Origin of the sequence: Abiotrophia defectiva ATCC 49176, assembly GCF_037041345.1 — a bacterium.
GTDB lineage: Bacteria > Bacillota > Bacilli > Lactobacillales > Aerococcaceae > Abiotrophia.
Map to the genome: position 1 here is coordinate 1,232,526 of NZ_CP146287.1, position 20,002 is coordinate 1,252,527.

General features: G+C 45.4%; 21 protein-coding genes, 1 pseudogene and 1 riboswitch. Of the genes and pseudogenes, 4 read left to right on the forward strand and 18 right to left on the reverse strand.

All coding sequences use genetic code 11. The annotated features are described in order from the left end of the window. Window positions 1–3: 3 nt before the first annotated feature. On the reverse strand, window positions 4–771 hold the full coding sequence (locus tag V7R82_RS05775) for a 16S rRNA (uracil(1498)-N(3))-methyltransferase (RefSeq protein WP_311465303.1): 768 nt from the start codon (window positions 769–771) through the stop codon (window positions 4–6). Window positions 772–774: 3 nt separating this feature from the next. Beyond that, on the reverse strand, window positions 775–1,734 hold the full coding sequence (gene prmA / locus V7R82_RS05780) for a 50S ribosomal protein L11 methyltransferase (RefSeq protein WP_338541864.1): 960 nt from the start codon (window positions 1,732–1,734) through the stop codon (window positions 775–777). A gap of 267 nt (window positions 1,735–2,001) precedes the next feature. Between prmA and V7R82_RS05785 the strand changes: the two genes are divergently transcribed. Beyond that, on the forward strand, window positions 2,002–2,838 hold the full coding sequence (locus V7R82_RS05785; protein ID WP_338541866.1) for an NAD(P)H-hydrate dehydratase: 837 nt from the start codon (window positions 2,002–2,004) through the stop codon (window positions 2,836–2,838). Window positions 2,839–2,903: 65 nt separating this feature from the next. Here V7R82_RS05785 and V7R82_RS05790 read toward each other — a convergent pair whose 3' ends face one another. Continuing rightward, the gene (locus tag V7R82_RS05790; protein ID WP_338541867.1) at window positions 2,904–4,079 is read right to left on the reverse strand and encodes a hypothetical protein; all 1,176 of its coding nucleotides are present in this window, start codon (window positions 4,077–4,079) and stop codon (window positions 2,904–2,906) included. Window positions 4,080–4,254: 175 nt separating this feature from the next. Beyond that, window positions 4,255–6,237, reverse strand: coding sequence for an excinuclease ABC subunit UvrB (gene uvrB / locus V7R82_RS05795; RefSeq protein WP_311468687.1), 1,983 nt, complete (start codon window positions 6,235–6,237; stop codon window positions 4,255–4,257). 233 nt (window positions 6,238–6,470) lie between these two features. Between uvrB and rpsT the strand changes: the two genes are divergently transcribed. Next, the gene (gene rpsT / locus V7R82_RS05800; RefSeq protein ID WP_070755429.1) at window positions 6,471–6,728 is read left to right on the forward strand and encodes a 30S ribosomal protein S20; all 258 of its coding nucleotides are present in this window, start codon (window positions 6,471–6,473) and stop codon (window positions 6,726–6,728) included. Window positions 6,729–6,809: 81 nt separating this feature from the next. Here rpsT and holA read toward each other — a convergent pair whose 3' ends face one another. The 4 genes from holA to V7R82_RS05820 are packed head-to-tail and all read right to left on the reverse strand — an operon-like array spanning window position 6,810 to window position 10,216. Then, complete coding sequence (gene holA, locus V7R82_RS05805; RefSeq protein ID WP_338541871.1) at window positions 6,810–7,832, reverse strand: DNA polymerase III subunit delta; 1,023 nt, start codon at window positions 7,830–7,832, stop codon at window positions 6,810–6,812. Window positions 7,833–7,875: 43 nt separating this feature from the next. Beyond that, the gene (locus tag V7R82_RS05810; RefSeq protein ID WP_070755427.1) at window positions 7,876–8,610 is read right to left on the reverse strand and encodes a gamma-glutamyl-gamma-aminobutyrate hydrolase family protein; all 735 of its coding nucleotides are present in this window, start codon (window positions 8,608–8,610) and stop codon (window positions 7,876–7,878) included. 46 nt (window positions 8,611–8,656) lie between these two features. Further along, the gene (locus tag V7R82_RS05815) at window positions 8,657–8,995 is read right to left on the reverse strand and encodes a glycine cleavage system protein H (RefSeq protein WP_291427258.1); all 339 of its coding nucleotides are present in this window, start codon (window positions 8,993–8,995) and stop codon (window positions 8,657–8,659) included. A gap of 24 nt (window positions 8,996–9,019) precedes the next feature. Continuing rightward, window positions 9,020–10,216: an FtsW/RodA/SpoVE family cell cycle protein gene (locus V7R82_RS05820; RefSeq protein WP_070755425.1), complete on the reverse strand. Its 1,197-nt coding sequence runs from the start codon at window positions 10,214–10,216 to the stop codon at window positions 9,020–9,022. A 226-nt stretch (window positions 10,217–10,442) separates the two neighbouring features. Here V7R82_RS05820 and V7R82_RS05825 point away from each other — a divergent pair, with 226 nt between their 5' ends. Beyond that, window positions 10,443–11,138 carry a histidine phosphatase family protein gene (locus V7R82_RS05825; protein WP_291431523.1) on the forward strand — a complete coding sequence of 232 codons (696 nt, stop codon included), beginning with the start codon at window positions 10,443–10,445 and terminating at the stop codon, window positions 11,136–11,138. A 126-nt stretch (window positions 11,139–11,264) separates the two neighbouring features. On the opposite strand, the gene V7R82_RS05830 is transcribed toward V7R82_RS05825, so the two are convergent. From V7R82_RS05830 to V7R82_RS05850, 5 genes are all read right to left on the reverse strand, one after another. Next, the gene (locus tag V7R82_RS05830) at window positions 11,265–11,540 is read right to left on the reverse strand and encodes an HU family DNA-binding protein (RefSeq protein WP_023390831.1); all 276 of its coding nucleotides are present in this window, start codon (window positions 11,538–11,540) and stop codon (window positions 11,265–11,267) included. A 137-nt stretch (window positions 11,541–11,677) separates the two neighbouring features. Further along, window positions 11,678–12,991, reverse strand: a complete 1,314-nt coding sequence (gene der / locus V7R82_RS05835; protein WP_291427257.1) for a ribosome biogenesis GTPase Der — start codon at window positions 12,989–12,991, stop codon at window positions 11,678–11,680. Between the two features lie 77 nt (window positions 12,992–13,068). Beyond that, complete coding sequence (rpsA, locus tag V7R82_RS05840; RefSeq protein WP_070755422.1) at window positions 13,069–14,322, reverse strand: 30S ribosomal protein S1; 1,254 nt, start codon at window positions 14,320–14,322, stop codon at window positions 13,069–13,071. Between the two features lie 158 nt (window positions 14,323–14,480). Next, on the reverse strand, window positions 14,481–15,152 hold the full coding sequence (gene cmk, locus V7R82_RS05845) for a (d)CMP kinase (RefSeq protein WP_070755421.1): 672 nt from the start codon (window positions 15,150–15,152) through the stop codon (window positions 14,481–14,483). 93 nt (window positions 15,153–15,245) lie between these two features. Beyond that, entirely contained in the window at window positions 15,246–15,950 is a 705-nt protein-coding gene (locus V7R82_RS05850; protein ID WP_338541881.1) for a LysM domain-containing protein, read from the reverse strand. Between the two features lie 191 nt (window positions 15,951–16,141). Between V7R82_RS05850 and V7R82_RS05855 the strand changes: the two genes are divergently transcribed. Then, window positions 16,142–16,354 carry a ferredoxin gene (locus V7R82_RS05855; protein WP_070755419.1) on the forward strand — a complete coding sequence of 71 codons (213 nt, stop codon included), beginning with the start codon at window positions 16,142–16,144 and terminating at the stop codon, window positions 16,352–16,354. Between the two features lie 48 nt (window positions 16,355–16,402). Here the strand turns inward: V7R82_RS05855 and V7R82_RS05860 are convergent, their stop codons facing one another. The 5 genes and pseudogenes from V7R82_RS05860 to V7R82_RS05880 form a co-directional block, all read right to left on the reverse strand. Beyond that, the gene (locus V7R82_RS05860) at window positions 16,403–16,990 is read right to left on the reverse strand and encodes an ECF transporter S component (RefSeq protein ID WP_314393662.1); all 588 of its coding nucleotides are present in this window, start codon (window positions 16,988–16,990) and stop codon (window positions 16,403–16,405) included. Window positions 16,991–17,095: 105 nt separating this feature from the next. Next, a riboswitch (FMN riboswitch) is annotated at window positions 17,096–17,222 on the reverse strand. A gap of 242 nt (window positions 17,223–17,464) precedes the next feature. Beyond that, window positions 17,465–18,163: pseudogene (locus V7R82_RS05865) on the reverse strand (pseudouridine synthase); the annotation flags it as partial. Then, window positions 18,164–18,802 carry an SMC-Scp complex subunit ScpB gene (scpB, locus tag V7R82_RS05870; protein WP_338541884.1) on the reverse strand — a complete coding sequence of 213 codons (639 nt, stop codon included), beginning with the start codon at window positions 18,800–18,802 and terminating at the stop codon, window positions 18,164–18,166. Continuing rightward, complete coding sequence (locus tag V7R82_RS05875; protein ID WP_306486790.1) at window positions 18,803–19,612, reverse strand: segregation and condensation protein A; 810 nt, start codon at window positions 19,610–19,612, stop codon at window positions 18,803–18,805. It lies immediately after the preceding gene. After that, window positions 19,587–19,997, reverse strand: a complete 411-nt coding sequence (locus V7R82_RS05880; RefSeq protein WP_338541887.1) for a hypothetical protein — start codon at window positions 19,995–19,997, stop codon at window positions 19,587–19,589. Before V7R82_RS05880 ends, V7R82_RS05875 begins: the two co-directional genes overlap by 26 nt. Window positions 19,998–20,002 lie beyond the last annotated feature (5 nt).

Consider the following 20,002-nt stretch of genomic DNA (forward strand, 5'->3'; position numbering starts at 1 on the left):
TCCTTATAGTTCAAGTTCTAGGGCATAGGATAAGGCTGATAAGAAATAGATTGGGGCCGTCTCCGCTCGGAGAATACGAGGCCCTAACGCTACCGTCTGGAAGCCAGCTTCACATAATTGAGAGACTTCCTCAGGAGTCAGGCCTCCTTCTGAACCAAAGACAACTAAGACCTTGGCGCCTGCTTGCCCCTTAAGTGTCTGGCAGGCTTGACGTAAGCGACTATGCTCGCCTTGTTTGGCGTCTTCTTCGTAGGCTACTAAGCAAGCATCATAGTCAGCTGACTTGGCCAGTAATTGAGCTAAGCTCAGGGGCTGCGCCACTTGAGGGATGCGAAGGCGGTGACATTGCTCAGCTGCTTCTTTGGCAATTTTTTGTAGGCGGTCTAGGCGTTGGCCCGCCTTCTTATGATCCCATTTGACGACATCTCGACTGAGAGCCAAGGGTTGAAAATGGCTAGCACCACATTCGGTTGCCTTTTGGACAATGTAATCTAGCTTATCATTTTTGGACAAGCCACAGGCAATGGTGACCTCAACAGGCAATTCTACCTGGGCAGCACCCTCCTGAAGTTCTATGAGGCGGAATTGGGCCAGGCGGTCCACTTCCCCTTCTAATTGGGCCAAGTAACATTGACCGTCCCCAGTTACTAACCAAGCCTTAGCCCCAGGCTGAGACCGCATAACCCTTAGGAAATGTCGACTATCATCGGCCGTTAAGGTTACCAATGCCTGGACAAGTAAGCCAGTTTGGTCGATAAAATAACGTTGCATGATTTAATCCTCTTGCTTCTGGGTTACCAGACCCGTCCAGCCTTTTAGTTGGACTCTTTGAACAAGGCGGAAACCATGTGCTTCTAAGTCTTCTAACAGTTGATCAGCCTTTTCATTGAGAATTCCACCCAGAATCAGGTAACCATCTGCTGTTAGTAAGCGATGGGCATCTTCTAACATATTAACCAGAATATGAGGCAAGATATTGGCAACAATCACCTCTACTGGCCAGTCTACCCCTTTGAGCAAATCCTTAACTTGGAAATGAATCGGCGTTTCCTTGAATACCTTGGCCAAATCATCTTGACGTTCCTGCTGGTGAACCAAGTTTTGTAGGGCGCTATCTACGGCCTGAGGATCTAAGTCGTAGCCCCACACTTCTTTGGCGCCTAAGGCGGTCGCTACAAAGGCTAGAACCCCCGACCCCGTACCAACATCTAAGACTCGTTCGCCTCCACGTAGGTACATTTCAAGTGCCTGAACCCCTAGTTGAGTAGTTGGGTGATTGCCTGTCCCAAAGGCCAAACCTGGATCCAAGTAGATAACTTGTTCACCCGCTTGGGCTTGGTAGTCCTCCCAAATCGGTACAATGGTTAGGTAGCGACTAATACGCTCAGGCTTATAGTTAACCTTCCAATTTTCCTGCCAATTTTCATTTTCAATCTCGCTGGCTTCAAGGCGAAACGGATCACTATACTGGCTCTCCAACTGGGTCTTGAGACTATCTAGATCTGGCATCTCTTCGAAGAAGGCGATTAACTCTGTCTCGTGCTCCAGACGTTCTTTGGGCAGTGGTTCCGCTAATTCTCCAAATAAATTAGGGTGGTTCTCCAAATAACCTTGGGCATAGTCCACTTCTACTCCAATGGCCCCAGCTTCAAAGAGGAGATGACTGAGTAAGTCAATCATCGCTGGATCCAGGGTGTCGAGTGAGACTACCAGCTTAGACCAGGTTTCAGCCATATTAACACGTCCTTTCACGATTATCTATGTTCTTTATTATGTAACAAATACGCCAAAAATTCAATGACTAGGCTGTTAAAAATGCCCAAAATCAGGAATATTAGTTAATTTTTAAGCACTCGTCCCAAGATATAGGTCAGTTTATTAGCTTATATGCAGAATATTGGCTCATTCTCTCCCACCAATGGCTAGGCAAAGCTAGCCTAGTTTGAACCAGAAGTGCTATAATAAAAGTGTATAAGACCTAAGTCCAAAGGAGTGACTGTCATGTTTCAGCCTTTAACTTACGATGGGCTAGCCCATCGTTTACCTAAGCGACCTAGTCAATCCCACAAGGGAACTTTTGGCCGGACGCTCTTAGTAGGTGGCAATGCTCAGCTAGGTGGCGCCATTATTCTAGCTGCTCAAGCGGCTGTCTACGCAGGTAGTGGCCTCACGACTGTTGCCACTGATGTTGCCAACCACACGGCCCTCCATGCTCGTCTGCCTGAAGCCATGGTCAGTGACTGGTCTAACCTAGCTCAGCTTAAGGCGTTAACGCAAGCAGCTAATCTAGTTTTGCTAGGACCAGGTATGGGACTGGATGCTTTTTCCTGCCAACGTCTGCATCGGATTTTAGATTGGCTAAGGCCAGGTCAAAAGTTAGTCCTAGATGGTGATGCCTTAACGCTTTTGGCTCGCCATCCCCACCCCTTACCTAGTGGAGTGCCTGTAGTTATCACGCCTCACCAGGCTGAATGGCAACGCCTATCTGACCTTGCCATTGAAGACCAGACACCTCAAGCCAATCTGGTCGCTCAAAAACAACTTGGCTTCAACCTAGTACTCAAAAAACCAGGTACAGAGCTCTATCTGACGGATGGTTCCTGCTACCAATTGACAGTCGGCACACCTGCCATGGCGACCGGCGGCATGGGCGACACCCTGGCTGGAATGGTCGCTGCCTTTTTGGCTCAATTCCCAGATGACTTTAATTTAGCCCTATGCAGTGCCGTTTTCCTCCATTCCTACCTGGCACAAGAAATGGCTCAGACTCAGTGGGTGGTCCTACCCCATCAGATTAGTGAAAAACTCCCTAGCCTAATGAAGGATTTCATTGGCTAGGAGGCCTAATAAAAACAGCAAGCCTAAATTATTAAGGCTTGCTGTTTGTTATTTATAGACCTGATTTACTGAATCAGAACTAGTAAACCTAGGACACAAATGCTAACAAAGAGTAAAAGGAAGATGACGATGGCACCGACTAACTGCCAGGTCTTGAGATTTTTTTCAGCCATGGCTTGATAGAGGGCATAATAATCGCTAATCCAAGAGCGACCATTGAAGAAGTAAAGTTGCGGTAATCCCTTTACCAAGAGCCAGTAGAGCACTTCACCCAACAAGATTGCTAGAATCACTTGTAACCAGAAGGGACCATTTGCTAACCAGAAAGTCACAAAGGCATAGGCCACATAATAATGAATGAGACGATGGCCCAAGGCTACACAAGCTGAAAACTCAAGAATACGACGCAAGACAGGTGTCCCAGCCACGTAGGACAAGATAAGCCAAGTGGTAAAAAGTGGCACAGCTGCAGTCCATACCAGACCCATGAGCGCTGTTGTCCAAGTTTGGCTAAGGAAGAAGGTCAGAAGCATTAAGCTACCGACTAGGCCTAAACCCATTAATAAGACATACTTACTAGACAGACGGTAAATTTGATTGAGCAGAACTGGCACTAGGTAGACCAGGGAAACCCCAGACAAAAAAGCCAAGGCATAAAAGGCTAGCTCTATATAAGCCAGTGGGCTACCATTCATAACACCAAAACCAGCCAATAGCCATAGGCTAGCCTGAACAACCATCCAGACCATGCCCTTACCTAGCAGACTTAGACTAGTACGACCTAGAAGCCAGCTAATCAGCGCAACTAGCCCCGCTACTTGTACCCCATGGCCTAGATACCATAAACTCTTAAGACCACTTGCGGCATCAAGACTTAAGCTAGTCACCCCACCTAGCCAAAGCTGTCTGACATTTTCGATTAGGAGAGGACTAAAAATCAAGTCAAATTTACTCTGATTTAAAAGCGAATAATCTAGCGCCAAAAGGCCAATCGTGGTGATAGAGGTCAGCCACAGAACTGGCAACCAAGCAGACCAGACGGCTTGCCAGTGACGCCAAAAGGGGACATCCTGCTGCCGTTCTAAACGATAGGCCCATTGATAGCCAAGGACAGTGAAGAGACCGAGGGGAACCAATTGGCCCGCCAATAAATCACCTTGAAAAATTCCAACGCCCATAAGAACTAATAAAAATAGACCTTTAAGTCCATCAAGTCCTCTTAATTTTACCTCCTGTTGCATACCATCACCTTATTCTTTACTTAAATATATAGACACTTCTATTATAGGAGATTTAAGCAAGAATGGAAAGACTGATTTACTCAAATCTGCCGAATTTTATCAAAAGATGCCAGTAAATTTACCTACCTGCCCTGTAAATAGATCAAAAGGCAGGAAGTGACTTCCTGCCTTAAGCTTATTTATAGGCACCCTTAAGTTCCATAATCATGTCACGCAGATCGGCGGCTGCTTCGAAATTGAGATCCTTGGCGGCCTGGCGCATTTCCATCTCCAAGCGTTCCAATTGCTCTTCTCTTTGTAGACGAGACAGCTTGCGGAACTGCTTGAGGAGGGACTCCTGCTTGTCCTCGTTTTCTACATCGTGGGTAATCCGGATTAAATCGCGAATCTCCTTCTTGATGGTTTGAGGAACAATCCCATGTTCTTGGTTGTAGGCCATCTGAATGGAACGACGTCGCTCTGTTTCTTCAATGGCATACTGCATCGAAGCCGTAATCTGATCCGCATACATAATGACGCGACCATTCGCATTGCGAGCTGCCCGACCAATAGTTTGTACCAAGGAACGTTCACTCCGTAGGAAGCCTTCCTTGTCTGCATCCAAAATAGCTACCAGGGTGACTTCTGGCACGTCCAAGCCCTCCCGTAAGAGGTTTATACCGACTAAGACATCAAAGACACCTAGACGAAGGTCTCGAATGATTTCCGTTCTCTCCAGGGTCTTAATATCACTGTGCAGGTACTTGACCTTGATATCTAACTCTTTGAGGTAGTCGGTCAAATCTTCCGCCATTTTCTTAGTTAAGGTAGTGATGAAGACCCGCTCGTCTCGTTCAGTCCGAGCCTTAATTTCAGCCACTAAATCATCAATCTGACCTTCAATTGGCCGCACTTCAACTACTGGGTCCAAGAGGCCCGTTGGCCGGATGATTTGTTGAATGACCTCACCACCCGTATGCTCTAGCTCATAAGGTCCTGGCGTCGCAGAAACATAAATAATCTGGTTCACATGTTCTTCGAACTCTTCTAAGCGCAAAGGTCGGTTGTCCAGCGCACTCGGCAAACGAAAGCCGTAATCAATCAACTGCTGCTTGCGGCCCCGGTCACCATTATACATACCGCGGATTTGCGACATGGTGATATGGGACTCGTCCACTACAATCAGAAAGTCATCTGGGAAGAAGTCTAAGAGTGTATAAGGTGCTTGACCTGGTGCCCGACCATCAATATGGCGGGAGTAGTTCTCAATCCCACTACAGTAGCCCATTTCCAACATCATTTCCAAATCATAGGTAGTTCTTTGCTCTAGGCGTTGAGCTTCTAATAATTTATTGTCTGCTCGTAATTCGGCTAGGCGCTCTTCCAATTCCTGACGAATGGAGTCGACTGCCACTGCTGTCTGTTCCTGGCTGGCCACAAAGTGAGTCGCAGGGAAAATAGGATAATGGTCTACATCGTACTTAATTTCGCCGGTTAGAAAATCAACGACGCGGATGCGTTCTATCTCGTCCCCGAAGAATTCTACCCGAACCACTTCCTTGTCGCGCGAGGCCATGAAGATTTCTACCACATCGCCTCTTACTCGGAAGGTCCCCCGTTGAAAGTCAATGTCATTTCTAACAAATTGCATTTCAACCAAACGCGCCAGGAGAAGATTACGAGGAATTTCCATGCCTTCTCGCAAGGACAAGACATGATTACGGTAGTTCTCAGGGTCAACCAAGCCGTAAATACAGGAAACAGAGGCCACCACAATGACGTCTCGGCGTTCAATTAAGGCAGAAGAAGCCGAATGGCGGAGCTTATCGATCTCATCGTTAATGCTGGCGTCTTTTTCAATATAAGTGTCAGACGACGGCACATAGGCTTCAGGCTGATAGTAGTCATAGTAGGAGACAAAGTACTCGACCGCATTATCTGGGAAGAATTCCAATAGCTCGCTATAAAGTTGCCCAGCCAGGGTCTTATTGTGAGCCAAAACCAAGGTCGGTCTGCCCGTTTGCTTAATAACATTGGCAATGGTGAAGGTCTTACCGGTCCCCGTTGCTCCTAACAAGACCTGCTCCTTAACGCCATCATTGACCCCTTGGACCAGAGCTTCAATCGCTTCAGGCTGATCCCCACTGGGGCTATAGGGGGCGACTAATTGAAAATCCATGCCCTCTCCTCCTTCTATCTAGTCAATCAATGCGCGAACAAATTTTCGCTTCATTTCTCATCATAACAAAAAGCTAGCCCCCTGTCTAGTCCAAGGACTTAGAAGTAAAGCTAGACGAATTTGAATTATTTTCCATCTTTTTATTGCATACTGACCGGGTTTTCATGTATAATAAGGCTTGTTGACTTAGTCCTTTGGACTATAGACAAATCGCAATGAAAGAGGTGACTCAAATGGCTAACAACCCATCAGCAAAAAAACGTATCCGTCAAACAGCTACTAAGACTGAAAGCAACCGTGCACACGTTTCTGCAATGCGTACTGCGGTTAAACGTTTCCGTTCTGCAGTAGAAGCTGGCGAAGCAAACGTTGAGGAATTATTCCGTCTAGCTGCTAAAGAAATCGACAGCGCAGCAACTAAAGGTTTAATCCACAAAAACAAAGCAGCTCGTGACAAGTCACGTTTGGCTCGTTTACTTAAAGCTAACTAAGAAAGTAGGCTACCTTGAGGGTAGCTTATTTTTTTACCATTGAAACATAAAAATTACTGGAACAGCTATCTGTTCCAGTAATTAGGGGCTTCCTATGATATAACGACTCACTAGCAAGTCGAATTGTATCTCCTTGACACCAATGCCTTGTTTGAGCTGAAAATCAGCCTCCGCTAAGGCATCATAGAAATCATAGAGCTGTCTTAAATCTAAGCGTCTAACCGTCTCTAAAGCCAATTTAACGCGATAGGGATGGACGCTCAATTGTTGCGCTATCTCAGCTTGCTGATAGCCCTGGTGTCCAAGCAATTTGACTTGAATCAACAAACGAAACTGACTGACCAAGAGCGCGTGCAAGGCCACGGGCTCGTGTTTGGCTAGAAGTAAATCTTGGTAAATTTGGACCGCTTGACTCAACTTTCGCTTCAAGACTGCCTGCGACAAGCTAAAAACATCCGTCTCAAGGCTTCTCGGTACCAAGTCTTTGATAACTTCTAGGGTAATAGGCTTGCCCTGATTGCTATATTGGGCCAATTTGTGGAGCTCCGACATAGCCAAGGTCAAATCATCATTGACCCTCATACGTAACTCTTCTAACCCCTCACGGCCAATCTGGAGCGTGCTGTCTGCCAGATAGGCCTGGAGATAGGCTCCCATTTCTTTGGCGTCTAAAGGCGCCACATCGACCCATTTTGCCTGGGCCTGGAAAGCCTTAGTCAGCTTCTTGCGCTTATCGACTTGGTTACTGTCACAGATCCAAATCAGCAAACTAGCAGGATTAGGATCTGCCAAGTAGGCTAGGAGTCGCTTCTGGTCTTGGTCATCGACCTTAACCTTAGAGTTTGAGACTAGGACCTGGGCATTATCGATCAGGACAACACGCTTATCTGCAAAGAAAGAGAAGGCATCTGCCTCGTCCAGAATGGCGGCTAATTCCGTGTCATTCAAGTCAAAGCGACTAACTTCAAAGCTACCTGCCTGATCTACTTGATCAATCAGGGCATCCTGCAACTGTTGCCGCAAATAGCGCTCGGTACCAACTAGAAAGTAATTGGCCCCTAATTGGCCCTTGCGGATTTGGCTGATGCTAGCTTGAAAGGTCATGCCTGTCCCCTCCCTTCTATTTATTTCTTACGTAATTTAAGAACTAACGAGCCTGTTTGGCCTCAAGCGAGCGCTCGATTAAATCTTGGAAAATCGCCATACTGCATTCATCGTGTTTGGTCAAGCGCTCTGGATGCCATTGAACTCCCAGAATGAGGGAACCTTCTTGGCTTTCAATCGCTTCGATAACCCCATCCTTACTGCGGGCTGACACGATTAAGCCCTCTCCTAATTCCCGAATGGCTTGGTGGTGAATGGAGTTAATAAGGCAACCATCAGCCACTAATTGAGACAGGTAGCTACCGGCTTTTACCTTGATGGAATGGGTTGCCATGCTTGGACGTGATTTTTGGACGTGCTGAATGGTCACATTGGCCTGGCCTGCTAAATCCTGATAGAGGTTACCGCCCAGAACAACGTTGACCAGTTGCATGCCTCGGCAAATAGCTAAAATAGGTTTCCCCTGAGCCAAGGCCTCCTTAATAAGAGCCGTTTCGACTGCATCCCGCGTTGGCGAAGTAGCTTCAATATTGACATGTGGCTCTTCATTATAGAGATAAGGTGAGATATCCTCCCCGCCGGTCAAAACCAGACCATCAATGAGGCTCACGTAGTGGGCAGCACAAGTCGGCTCCGTCATAGGTAGGATGACCGGGGTCCCACCGGCCAAGCGTACTGCTTCCGTATATCCCCAAGGGGAGTAGTTTACCTTAAAAGATTTGAATTTATCTTCAGGGGCTTGCATAATGTTGCCCGTTACACCGATTACTGGCCGCATGGTCATTCCTTCTTTCTATATCTAGCCATAGAGCTAGTGAGTGGGGTTATTCCTCTTCTGCGAGCGCCTCAAAAGCTTGAGTATCCACTTGGCTTAATTCAATTAGCCAGTGGTCCGCCGGATTCTTAGAATCCAAGAGGCTAGGATTTGCTTCTGCCGCCTCATTTCGCGCTACTACTTGACCTTTGAGGGGACTAGCGACCTCAATGGCCGCCTTAGAAGCTTCTAAATTAACTAGGGTATCATCGACATCTAATGCTCCTAGTGGGGCAATATTGGCGTAAGAGATATCGCCCGCATCACATTGGAGCTGGTCTGTCATGCCGATACGGTAACGGTCAGGTCCAACTACTTGGACCCAAAGTTGATTGCCATAACGTTTCATAATACTTAATCCTTTCTTCAACGATTAAAATTCCGAGTCGTTCTGGCTAGAGAACATGTAGGAGCGATGGTGATAACGCATGGACAGAATCAGCCCAATCCCAATCATATTCCCTAGGAGAGCAGACCCCCCTTGTGAGACGAAAGGTAACGGAATCCCCGTAATTGGCAAAAGCCCAATGTTCATCCCAATGTTTTCCAAAATATGGAACATAATCATGGTAATAACACCTGTCGCAATATAGGTGTAAAATTCATTCTTGGTCTCAAAACAAGTTTGCACCATTTGGTAAATTAACATGAAGTAGACAAAGAGTAGCACCCCTGCCCCAATAAAACCAAAGTTCTCACCAATAGTCGTAAAGATAAAGTCAGACTCACGGACTGGTACAGGGACTTGAGAGACTCCAAAGCCCTTACCAGATAATTGCCCTGACCCAATGGCTTTAATAGATTGAGCTAACTGGTAGGCATCACCACGCGTATCATCGAAAGGACGGAACCAAGAGTCAATCCGGGCGATTTGGTATGGTCGAACTAATCCAGTACTTAGCAAGAAGTCCCGTTGAAAGGCAGCCAAGTAAATAAGCACCCCACCTACAATGGTAACGGCCAGAGTAATCGGCAATAAGATTTTCCAAGAAATACCTGACATTAACACCATACCCGCAGTAATAGCTAGCAAGACTAAGTTGGTCCCCAAGTCATTTTGACGTTGAATCAAGAAAAGTGCCGGGGCAGCAAATAGAAGAATTTTCCCTAGTAGTAACCAGTCTGTTTTGATGCTACGGTTGGTGTATTCATTATTATGTTCTGTAATAATCCGGGCCATAAAGACGATATAGGCAATCTTGAAAATTTCCGAAGGTTGGAAACTAATCGGCCCTAAGCGGAACCAGGAACGTGCCCCTGTATCGGCAGCTAACCCTCGGTCGTGGAAGAAGAGGACGGCAATCAAGAGGACCAGCCCCACTCCATAAAAGATTGTAGATAGCTTCCAATATTGCTCACTATCAAATTGAATAGCCACTAAAATAGCAATGGCCCCAATACAGTACCAGAGTGCATGGTAGAGTGTCGGCAAAATGGATTTGTTCTCAATCATGACGGTAGTGGCATAAAGGCTCGCTAACCCAATAATGGCCAAAATCATGACGTTCAGGATAATCCCATAGTCAATGCGCGACTCTGAATGGTTATTCAGGCGTCTCACTGTTCTCATTAATAATCATTCCCTCGTTGTTTATAGTTTAATGGTTCTCTGCATTTTTACAGAGTAGAATAGACAATATTAAGGTTACCACATTTTGGCCTAAAATGCACTTACTGGCCAAGTCTTTTAGATGATTTTATTCCTATAGTTGGTTATAAGCAAAAAACATAACCTCAGATGACAGTCGGGAGTCAGAATGATATAATGAGACTGTATAAGATAAGGAGGCTATCCAATGACTAAAGGTGTTACTTTCTACTTCGTCAGACATGGCGAAACCTATCTCAATCGTTTGGGACGTTTCCAAGGCTGGGCTGATGCCCCTCTGACCCCAGAAGGCTTGGAAATTGTCCATCAATCAGGCCGTGGACTTGCGGACGTCAAGTTCGATGCTGTCTATACGAGCGATTTGGGTCGGACCATCAAAACGGCTCAGATTTTATTAGAAGAAAATCACCATAGCCAAGATTTAACCATTACCCCCATGCCAGAATTCCGCGAAGTCTTCTTCGGCTACTACGAAGGACTCGAAGCACAATCTGTCTGGCGGGACATGATTGCTGAAACCAATCATGAATTGGGACTACCACGTGATGCTGGCATCCAAGTAGAGGCGACCATGAACAAGATGAAGGCCTCTGATCCAACTGGCTTGGCAGAAAACTATCTAGAATTCTGGCATCGTGTTGAAACAGGTCTCCTAGAGCTCTTAAATCGCCATGCTGGCAGTGACCACAAAATATTGGTAGTCTGTCATGGTCTGACTATTCAGAATCTCATCCATGGTCTAGTAGCGGATTTCGAGTTGGGCGACCCCTTAGCCAACGCCTCCGTAACAACCGTTAAATACCTACATGGCCAATTTCAGCTCATTGCCTATAATCAGACTGAGCACTTTAAGGACATGGTGGATGTCATGGAGCTTTTGTAGCATAAAATAACTATGGACCTGGGTTAAGACCTGGGTCCTTTTGCTATCTACTAGTTTGCCTTAAGGATAAAAAAGAGGCTGAAACCTGAGTTTCAACCTCTGTTACTTACTTATGAATGACTGTTATTATTTAACAGCGTCTTTCAAGGCTTTACCAGCTTTGAAACCTGGAACCTTGCTTGCAGCGATTTTGATTTCTTTACCAGTTTGTGGGTTGCGGCCTTTACGAGCTGCACGTTCACGTACTTCGAAAGTACCGAAGCCGATTACTTGAACTTTTTCGCCTTTTGATAAAGTTTCTTGGATGGTTTCGAACAACGCTTCAACAGTTGCTGTTACATCTTTCTTAGTTAAGTTAGTTTTAGCTGCTACTTTTTCTACTAATTCAGCTTTGTTTGCCATAATAAAACTCCTCCTAAAGTATGCGTGGTTACGCGTTTTTCCATAGCAGATTGCTATTTCTTGTATAGATTACCACATAATAGGCTTTAATACAATAGATTCGCCCTTTAAAATTCGATTTTTTACCACTTTTCGCCTTATTGTCGCGCTCTCGTAATCAATTTAATCGGGGTTCCCTCAAAATAAAATGATTGACGCAATTGGTTCTCTAAGAAACGCTCATAAGAGAAGTGCATGAGCTCAACATCATTAACAAAAGCCACGAAGGTTGGTGGGTTGACAGCCACTTGAGTTAAGTAGTAAATCTTGAGGCGACGGCCTTTATCTGTTGGGGTTGGGTTCATAGCGACTGCATCCATTAAGACATCGTTCAAGACTGAAGATTGAATGCGACGGTGACGATTATCGTAGATGGTCTTCAAGAGTTCAGGCAATTTATTGAGACGTTGGCCTGTATGAGCACTAACGAAGAGGATTGGCGCAAAAGTCAAGTATTGGAAATGCGCACGAATCTCCTTGGTAAAGGTCTCAAAGAGTTTATCACTCTTGTCTACTGCATCCCATTTATTGACCAGAATGACCATGCCCTTACCTGCCTCATAGGCATATCCAGCTACCTTCTTATCTTGTTCCCGAATCCCAGTCTCAGCATCTAAAACCAAGCAGACAATATCGGAACGTTCAATGGCGGACATGGCCCGCAGCACTGAATACTTTTCAGTGTTTTCGTAGACCTTGCCTCGCTTACGAATACCGGCAGTGTCAATCATGGTATAGCGCGTCCCCTCTTCATCTGTGAAATGGGTATCGACTGCTTCACGCGTGGTCCCTTCAATATTGGAGACGATGACCCGCTCTTCCTTAAGAATGGCGTTAACTAAACTGGACTTACCGACATTAGGACGACCAATAAAGCAGAACTTGATGACATCTTCTTCCTCAGCTTCAGATAAGTCTGTTGGAAAATAGCTCACAACTGCATCCAAGAGATCTCCTAAACCCGTCCCATGGGAACCGGAAATAGGATAGGGATCGCCATGCCCCAAGGCATAAAAATCATAGACCATTTGGCGCATTTCTGGGTTATCTGCCTTATTGACAGCCAGGACAACTGGCTTATTAGTTCGGTGCAAGCGATGGGCGATGGCCTCATCTGCATCCGTCAAACCTTCTTGCATGCTAGTCAAGAAAACAATGACATCTGCCTCTTCCATGGCAATATCAGCTTGGTAGCGCACTTGATCCATAAGAGGCTCATCAATCATATCAATCCCACCGGTATCAATGACACGGAATTCACGGCCTAACCATTTACCCGTCGCATAGATACGGTCACGCGTCACTCCTGGATAATCTTCAACAATGGAGAGTCTCTCCCCCACCAATCGGTTAAATATTGTGGACTTCCCCACATTTGGGCGGCCTACGAGGGCCACGGTTGGCATGGACATAAGGTCTCCTCCTTCATTTATGGTTTATGACACGAAAAAGACTGACACTCAGGCCAGTCTTTCGTGGTTACAGTGGCTTATTCTTCGGTGTTAAGGTCGCCGAAAGCACCAGCTAACACATCACCTAAAGTGAAACCTTCAGCTTCTGCTACGATGGTAGGAGCTGGTTCAGCTTTAGCTCTAGGTTTACGTGGTTTTGATTCGCGTTTTGGCTTGTCGCTTACTTCGCCTTCAGGGCGTGCTGGGCGTTCCAACAAAGCCTTGATAGACAATGATAAACGTTGGTCTTCTGGGTTAACGCTCAATACTTTCACGTCAACTTCTTGACCTTCTTGTAATTTCTCACCTGGAGTTGCAATGTGCTCATGAGAGATTTGAGAAATGTGCACCAAACCTTCTACGCCAGGTAAAACTTCTACGAAAGCACCAAAGTCAGTCAAGCGTTTAACAGTCCCTTTGAGGACAGTCCCTTCACCAGCTTTTTCTTGGATGTTTTCCCATGGACCTTCTAAAGTATCCTTGATAGAGAGAGATACACGGCCATCTTCTGGGTTAACTGAAAGAACTTTAACATTTACTTTGTCGCCTACGTTCAACACATCGCCTGGTTTGCGGATGTGAGAGTGAGAGATGCGGCTCAAGTGAACCAAACCATCTACATCGCCCAAGTTAACGAAAGCACCAAAGTTAGTTAAGCGAGCAACTGTCCCTTCAACGATAGAACCTTCTACCAAGTTAGCTAAAGCAGCTGCACGTTTCTCTGCACGTTCGCGTTCAGCGATTTCTTTGTGAGAGAGGATTAAACGGTTTTCTTTTTCATCAAGTTCAACGATGACAAAGTCTAAGGTTTGACCTACGTATACTTTAAGATCTTCTACGTAGAAAGAATCAACCATAGAAGCTGGCACGAAAGCACGTAAGCCTAAATCTACTACTAAACCACCTTTAACAGCTTCTTTAACAGGTGCTGTGATGATTTCTTTGTTATCGAATTTTTCTTTGAGCTCTGCCCATACTTTCTTAGACTCAAGGCGTTTTCTTGAGAGTAAGAAGTTCCCGTTTTCTTTATCACGGATTGGTTTTAAAACCACTACTTCAACTTCGTCACCGATGTTTACCACTTCAGTAAATTCGTTGAATGGTTTTGCTGAAAGTTCACGACGTGGAATTACACCTTCTAAACCGCCACTTTCTTTAATTGAGACACGTACTTGGTTATCTTCAAAAGCCAAGACGTCCCCTTTTACGACATCACCAGGTTTGATGTCTAAGACGCTATCCAAAGCATCCTCCATTGTTTGTAATTGTTGGTTTTCTACAGTTTCTGTCATCTACCAGTTCCTCCTAAGGCAATACTCAAGCGTTGTTCAGAAAATTTTTACGATTTGTGAACCTACTTAGCATCTATTTTATCAAATTCTAACCGATTAGTCTAGTCATAATTGCAATTTATTCTTTAATAGTCGAATTTTGCTTGGTTTTTAAGGCCTTACATTCGCTTTTGAATCATCTCCGTAAGTTTGGTCAAAAGTGAATCCAAGGTCTCATGGCTGGTATCAACTAAGATAGCATCTTCTGCCTGTTTAAGCGGACTGTGTTCACGAGTACTATCATAGAGATCACGCGCTTCAATATCCGCTTCAATTTCAGCCAAGGTTTGATCGGTCATGCCCCGCTCTAAGTTTTCCTTATAACGACGCGCAGCTCGAACGGCCACATCAGCGACGAAGAAAAACTTAATGCTGGCATTAGGTAAAACCACCGTCCCAATATCGCGGCCATCCATTACCACGGATTCTTTGGCGGCCATGGCTTGTTGCATGGCAACCAAAGCCTCACGAACTTGGGGCTGAGCTGATACTTCAGAGACCGCTTGCGTCACCGCAACACTACGAATAGCAGATGAGACATCTTCCTCCCCTAGGTATACGTGTTGTACTCCATCTTGGCGACGGAAGGACAAATCAAGCTGGGCTAATAGGTTCTCTAAGGCCGCCTGATCGTCTACACTCACTCCTTGGCGCTGCGCTGCTAAGGTAACCGCACGATACATAGCTCCTGTATCAATGTAGGTAATGCCTAATTGGCCAGCCAATAACTTAGCGACCGTACTCTTGCCTGAGGAAGCAGGCCCGTCAATTGCAATTGTCAAATGTGTCATCTATGCTTCATCCTCTTCTATCTCTCTACAAAAAAATAGAGCTTAGTTTCCTAAGCTCTATTCTACCCTAAAACTAGGGAGTTCTCAATTTTTTTATGGGATAACAATGGTTTGACCAGGTAAGATGGTTGTTTCAACCGTCGCACCATTAGCAGCTAACAAGGCATCTAGAGAAACCCCATTATTGGCTGCAATCCGGTACCAAGAATCCCCTGCTTGTACCACATAAGTCGTACCACCTTGGTTTTGCTGTTGCTGACCTTGTTGGTTTTGACCCTGTTGTTGGCCTTGCTGGTTTTGGCCTTGTTGTTGGCCTTGTTGGTTTTGGCCTTGTTGTTGGCCTTGTTGGTTTTGGTTAGGATGTTCACCTTGCTGGTTATTCAAGCCTTGACCAGATTCACTTGCTTTTGACTCAATGCTTGAAGCTGAGGCAAGAGCAGAACTAGATTCACTAGTGCTGCTAGAGCTTGCACTTGAACTTTCGGCACGAGAGATTGATACTTGTGAAGCAGTCCGTGGTGATGGATTCTGTGGACGTGACGCATTGACCCAGAAGAAGAGGATAAATGGTACAATACATACGCAGATAACCATAAAGAGCAAGACCTTGGATAAGGTAGTTGCCTCACGTTCTGGTTGGTTACGAGCTGATCGTGAATATTGGCGGTTTTTTAAGTTTTCGTCTTCACCAAATTTGTTGTTCCAAGGCATTCTAAATCTGCTTGACGTTTCCGATGATCGATTTGATGATTCATTCAAATTCTCTTGATCGAAATTTGATTTTTGTTCTTCAGACATCAAAATTCCTCCTAAAATATGATACAATGTGACTAGATCCGTGAGGGGCACATGTTGCACATATTAATATTTACTAATTTATAGTACCATATTCTAAGCGACCTGTGCTAAAAATACAGTGGAAGTAAACGCTTTTATACGAATTTGATAAGTCGCTGTAACACTTCTGTAACATAAAAGGAGGATTTAGCATGTCTAAGTTAATTATTCAATCAGAAAGATGCATTGCCTGTGGCAAGTGTTATCTCAATTATCCACAAGTTTTTGATTGTGAAGATGACGGGATAGCCTTTGTGCAAGAAGATGCCACTGAGCAAGATCAGAAAATGGCACGTTCTGCCATCTTCGATTGTCCCACTCGCGCTATTGAAGAAGTCGATCATACCCCTTCTCCATCTCAGTAGCTATTAAACAAAAAAAACGGCCGGGATTAATCCCGGCCTTTCTATTGCTTATTGGTAGCTAGCTAGCAAGAGCCCTCTCTTAATCAGATAAGCCTTGAATTGGTTGTAAACCAAGGCGATGATAATTCCTAAGATAGCTCCCTTAAGTAAGTTAAATGGCACAATGGCTACTAAGACCATTTCTATCATATTTTTGATTGGCCAATGCATGACCTCTACATAGATAGGAAGCGCAATGAAATAATTGAGCAAGCTCATGACCAAAGTCAAGCTAAAGGCCAAGCTGATACATGTGAGCACAATCTGTTCAAGTTGCCAAGTGCCCTTCTTGCGGCGCAGGTAAAAATGCAGAATCAACATCATGGTCATGGTGCCAATGAAACTCATGCTGACCCCTAGCGGGATGCCAGCTTCTCCACCCTTACGCAGATATTCAATGAAATCGCGGATAAAGGCTACCACTGCAGCCCCAATTGGTCCATTAATCAAGAGCCCGATGAAGACCGGCACATCACTAAAGTCGAACTTAAGAAAAGGTGCCGATGGCAACAAGGGAAAATCGAGCAGTCGGAAAACCACTGCCCAGGCCCCTAAAATAGCCAGTAATACTTGACGTGTCAATCGCATGTTTTTCATAGATATTCCTCCTTTTATTCGTCTTCTAGAAGCCAAAAAAATACGCTTACTTGGGAAAGTAAACGCAGCAAAGACAAATAAACCCTGTGAATCTATCTGTTAATTAGCTTACTTCTCCCATCCAGACTTTACTGTCGGTACTGGAATTTCACCAGTTCAACCTAGACCCTAAAGTACTAGGCTCGTGGACTTTACCACCGGTCGGGAATTTCACCCTGCCCTGAAGACTAATTGTATTATTCGATTGATACCTTCATTATAGCACAAGATGCCCGACTTGACTAGCCGGGCATCTTCTTATTTAAAATTTCTGGCAGGCATGGACTTGGACTGCCCTTTTCTTGCCTTACGGCCTGAGCTAGATGCAGGCGATTTACGAGACGGCTTTTGACCAGTTGGACGTCCCATTATACGCTTAGGTTTAGCTTTCCTTGCTTCTTGCCCGGCTTGTCCCTCGCTCTGACTCATTTGCTTAAGCTTATTGACTTCATGAGCTGTTAACTCTCGCCATTCTCCTGGCAAGAGCTTGCCTAGAGTCAGAAAAGCATAGCGTTCCCGCTTGAGTTTGTTGACTGGGTGCCCCACCGCTTCAAACATACGCTTAACTTGGTGATTCCACCCCTCACGAATGGTCAATTCTACAATTGCCGTCTGGTTATCCAGATTCTGGCTTAAGAGCTGAGCCTTGGCTTTGGCTGTTTTCTTACCATCTAACACAATACCGGCTTCAAGTCGAGCAAGTGACTTTTCAGATGGAATCCCTTTGACTTTGGCCACATAGACCTTATCAATTTGATGGCGTGGATGCATGAGTTGATTGGCAAAGGCCCCATCATTAGTCAGGAGCAAAAGCCCGGTCGTGTCATAATCCAAACGTCCGACTGGATAAATTCGCTCTTCAATGCCTTGAATGTAGTCTAGGATGACTTGACGGTTCTTGTCATCGGATACAGCACTTATGACATGTCTTGGCTTATTAATCAGAATGTAGCGAGGTTCTTCCCGATAGATTGGAACGCCATCTACTTCTATACGATCCTTACTGGATACCTGAGTCCCTAATTCACGAACTGTCTGGCCATTAACGCTGACCCGTCCTTCCATAATCAAGCTCTCGCATTTACGACGACTAGCAATACCTGCATGGGCCATTACTTTCTGCAAACGATCCATCTAATCCTCCTCCCCTTCTTCTAAATCGGAATCAAGAAATGGCGCATCCTGATAAGACGCCTCGTCATCTAGACTAATCTGCCATTGCTTAGTATTAAATAATTCATCCGAAGTGACCTCATCATTGAGGTTAAGTGGCTCAATATTTGGTAAATCTTCTAAAGACTTGAGACCGAAATAGTCCATAAAGTAATCTGTTACCCCATAGAGAACTGGACGCCCCGGTGCTTCGAGTCGACCAACCTCACGAATCAAGTCGCGGGCAAGTAACTTTTGTAGCATAGTAATACTGGACACGCCACGAATCTCATCAATCCCCATACGGGTAATAGGCTGGCGATAAGCTACAATAGCTAACGTCTCAACGGCAGCACGACTGAGCTTCTGGGTAAAGGGCGAGTGAGCATAGGACTCCACATCAGGCGCCAACTCAGACTTAGTCACCAGACGGTATTGGTCATTGTAGTTAACCAACTCTACAGGTGACAGTGGGTCTTCCTGTAAATTCAATTGTAGTTGTTGCAAGGCCTCTGTCACTTGATTTAAGGGCACCTGAAGGCTAGCCGCCAAATCTTTACGACTGACCCCTTCAATTCCTGTTACAAAGATAATGCCATGCAGGCGGGTAATTAATTCCATCTATTCGACTCCGTCTATTTTTTCAATTTCAATTGGTGCCAAGGCTTCGGCCTGGTAGAAAACAATGAACTGCTTACGGACTAGCTCCAGAAGCGCCATAAAGGTCGTGATAATCTCCGGGCGACTGGCCTTGTCAATCAACTGTTCAAAAGACAAGCGTTCTTGCCGCTCTAGTCGTCCCAAACGCGCTAAAATATCATCCATCTTCTGCTCAACTGTCAAAGGATCATGATGAATTTGGCGTTCCAAGGGTTGACGAGCTAGTTGGCGGGCCAAGACATCTTGCATACGTGCCACCAGTTGATCCAGGCTAATTTCCCCTTCTTGTAGCGGTATTTGATCCTGATAGTCCGACAAGTCATCTGCTTGTTTAGAAAAGAGCGCTGCACGAGCTTCTTGGCGCATTTCTAGTAGTGAGGACACATCTTGGAATTGTTGATACAAGAGCAGTTGTTGCACCAACACTTGACGTGGGTCGCCAGGCTCATAGTCGCCATCCAATTCAGCATCCGGCTCAATAGGTAGGAGCAGACGACTCTTGATTTCCAAGAGCGTGGCAGCCATCACTAAGTAATCGCCGGCTTGATCTAACTCTAACTCTTGCATGGAGTGAAGATAAGCCAAGTACTGACTGGTAATTTCGGCCATAGGGATATCATTAATATCCACTTTCATCTGTTTAATTAAGTGCAATAACAAGTCAAAGGGCCCCTGAAAAGAGGCCAATTGGAGCTTGAGTTGCTGCTTGTCCTTGGTCACGGAGCTATCTTGCCCCTGATGACCTTTAAGATTCTTGGTGTTCTTGGGCATAACGACTGCTCCATTTGACAAGAAGTTCTGAGGTCAGACGAGACCCTAAGAAGGCGCTATTAGGATAGCGCTCCTTAAGTTCACTGAAAATCTGATAACCTACAGACTCATTGCGGAATGATGGTAAGAGGGCAATACGGTCAATAACGACTGACTCTGGATGTTCTGACTCGTTGCCAGGCGATTGAAAGGTTTCAACCCCCACCAAGCCAATGAAATTATCTTGGTCTTGCTCTCGATAGAGATAGATTTCCTTGCTATCAGATTGCCGGTAGGTTTCCAAAATCGACTGCAAGAGGTCGGTTTGGTGCTGCCCTTCTTCTAAAGTATAGGACAGTAAGCCGAGAATAATCTTTTCATTTTTATTTTTAGATTGAATGAGCACGGCGT

Coding starts and splice junctions, on each gene's coding strand:
- V7R82_RS05775 (WP_311465303.1), bottom strand. CDS start 771: ATGCAACGTTATTTTATCGACCAAACTGGCTTACTTGTCCAGGCATTG.
- prmA (WP_338541864.1), bottom strand. CDS start 1,734: ATGGCTGAAACCTGGTCTAAGCTGGTAGTCTCACTCGACACCCTGGAT.
- V7R82_RS05785 (WP_338541866.1), top strand. CDS start 2,002: ATGTTTCAGCCTTTAACTTACGATGGGCTAGCCCATCGTTTACCTAAG.
- V7R82_RS05790 (WP_338541867.1), bottom strand. CDS start 4,079: ATGCAACAGGAGGTAAAATTAAGAGGACTTGATGGACTTAAAGGTCTA.
- uvrB (WP_311468687.1), bottom strand. CDS start 6,237: ATGGATTTTCAATTAGTCGCCCCCTATAGCCCCAGTGGGGATCAGCCT.
- rpsT (WP_070755429.1), top strand. CDS start 6,471: ATGGCTAACAACCCATCAGCAAAAAAACGTATCCGTCAAACAGCTACT.
- holA (WP_338541871.1), bottom strand. CDS start 7,832: ATGACCTTTCAAGCTAGCATCAGCCAAATCCGCAAGGGCCAATTAGGG.
- V7R82_RS05810 (WP_070755427.1), bottom strand. CDS start 8,610: ATGCGGCCAGTAATCGGTGTAACGGGCAACATTATGCAAGCCCCTGAA.
- V7R82_RS05815 (WP_291427258.1), bottom strand. CDS start 8,995: ATGAAACGTTATGGCAATCAACTTTGGGTCCAAGTAGTTGGACCTGAC.
- V7R82_RS05820 (WP_070755425.1), bottom strand. CDS start 10,216: ATGAGAACAGTGAGACGCCTGAATAACCATTCAGAGTCGCGCATTGAC.
- V7R82_RS05825 (WP_291431523.1), top strand. CDS start 10,443: ATGACTAAAGGTGTTACTTTCTACTTCGTCAGACATGGCGAAACCTAT.
- V7R82_RS05830 (WP_023390831.1), bottom strand. CDS start 11,540: ATGGCAAACAAAGCTGAATTAGTAGAAAAAGTAGCAGCTAAAACTAAC.
- der (WP_291427257.1), bottom strand. CDS start 12,991: ATGTCCATGCCAACCGTGGCCCTCGTAGGCCGCCCAAATGTGGGGAAG.
- rpsA (WP_070755422.1), bottom strand. CDS start 14,322: ATGACAGAAACTGTAGAAAACCAACAATTACAAACAATGGAGGATGCT.
- cmk (WP_070755421.1), bottom strand. CDS start 15,152: ATGACACATTTGACAATTGCAATTGACGGGCCTGCTTCCTCAGGCAAG.
- V7R82_RS05850 (WP_338541881.1), bottom strand. CDS start 15,950: ATGTCTGAAGAACAAAAATCAAATTTCGATCAAGAGAATTTGAATGAA.
- V7R82_RS05855 (WP_070755419.1), top strand. CDS start 16,142: ATGTCTAAGTTAATTATTCAATCAGAAAGATGCATTGCCTGTGGCAAG.
- V7R82_RS05860 (WP_314393662.1), bottom strand. CDS start 16,990: ATGAAAAACATGCGATTGACACGTCAAGTATTACTGGCTATTTTAGGG.
- scpB (WP_338541884.1), bottom strand. CDS start 18,802: ATGGAATTAATTACCCGCCTGCATGGCATTATCTTTGTAACAGGAATT.
- V7R82_RS05875 (WP_306486790.1), bottom strand. CDS start 19,612: ATGCCCAAGAACACCAAGAATCTTAAAGGTCATCAGGGGCAAGATAGC.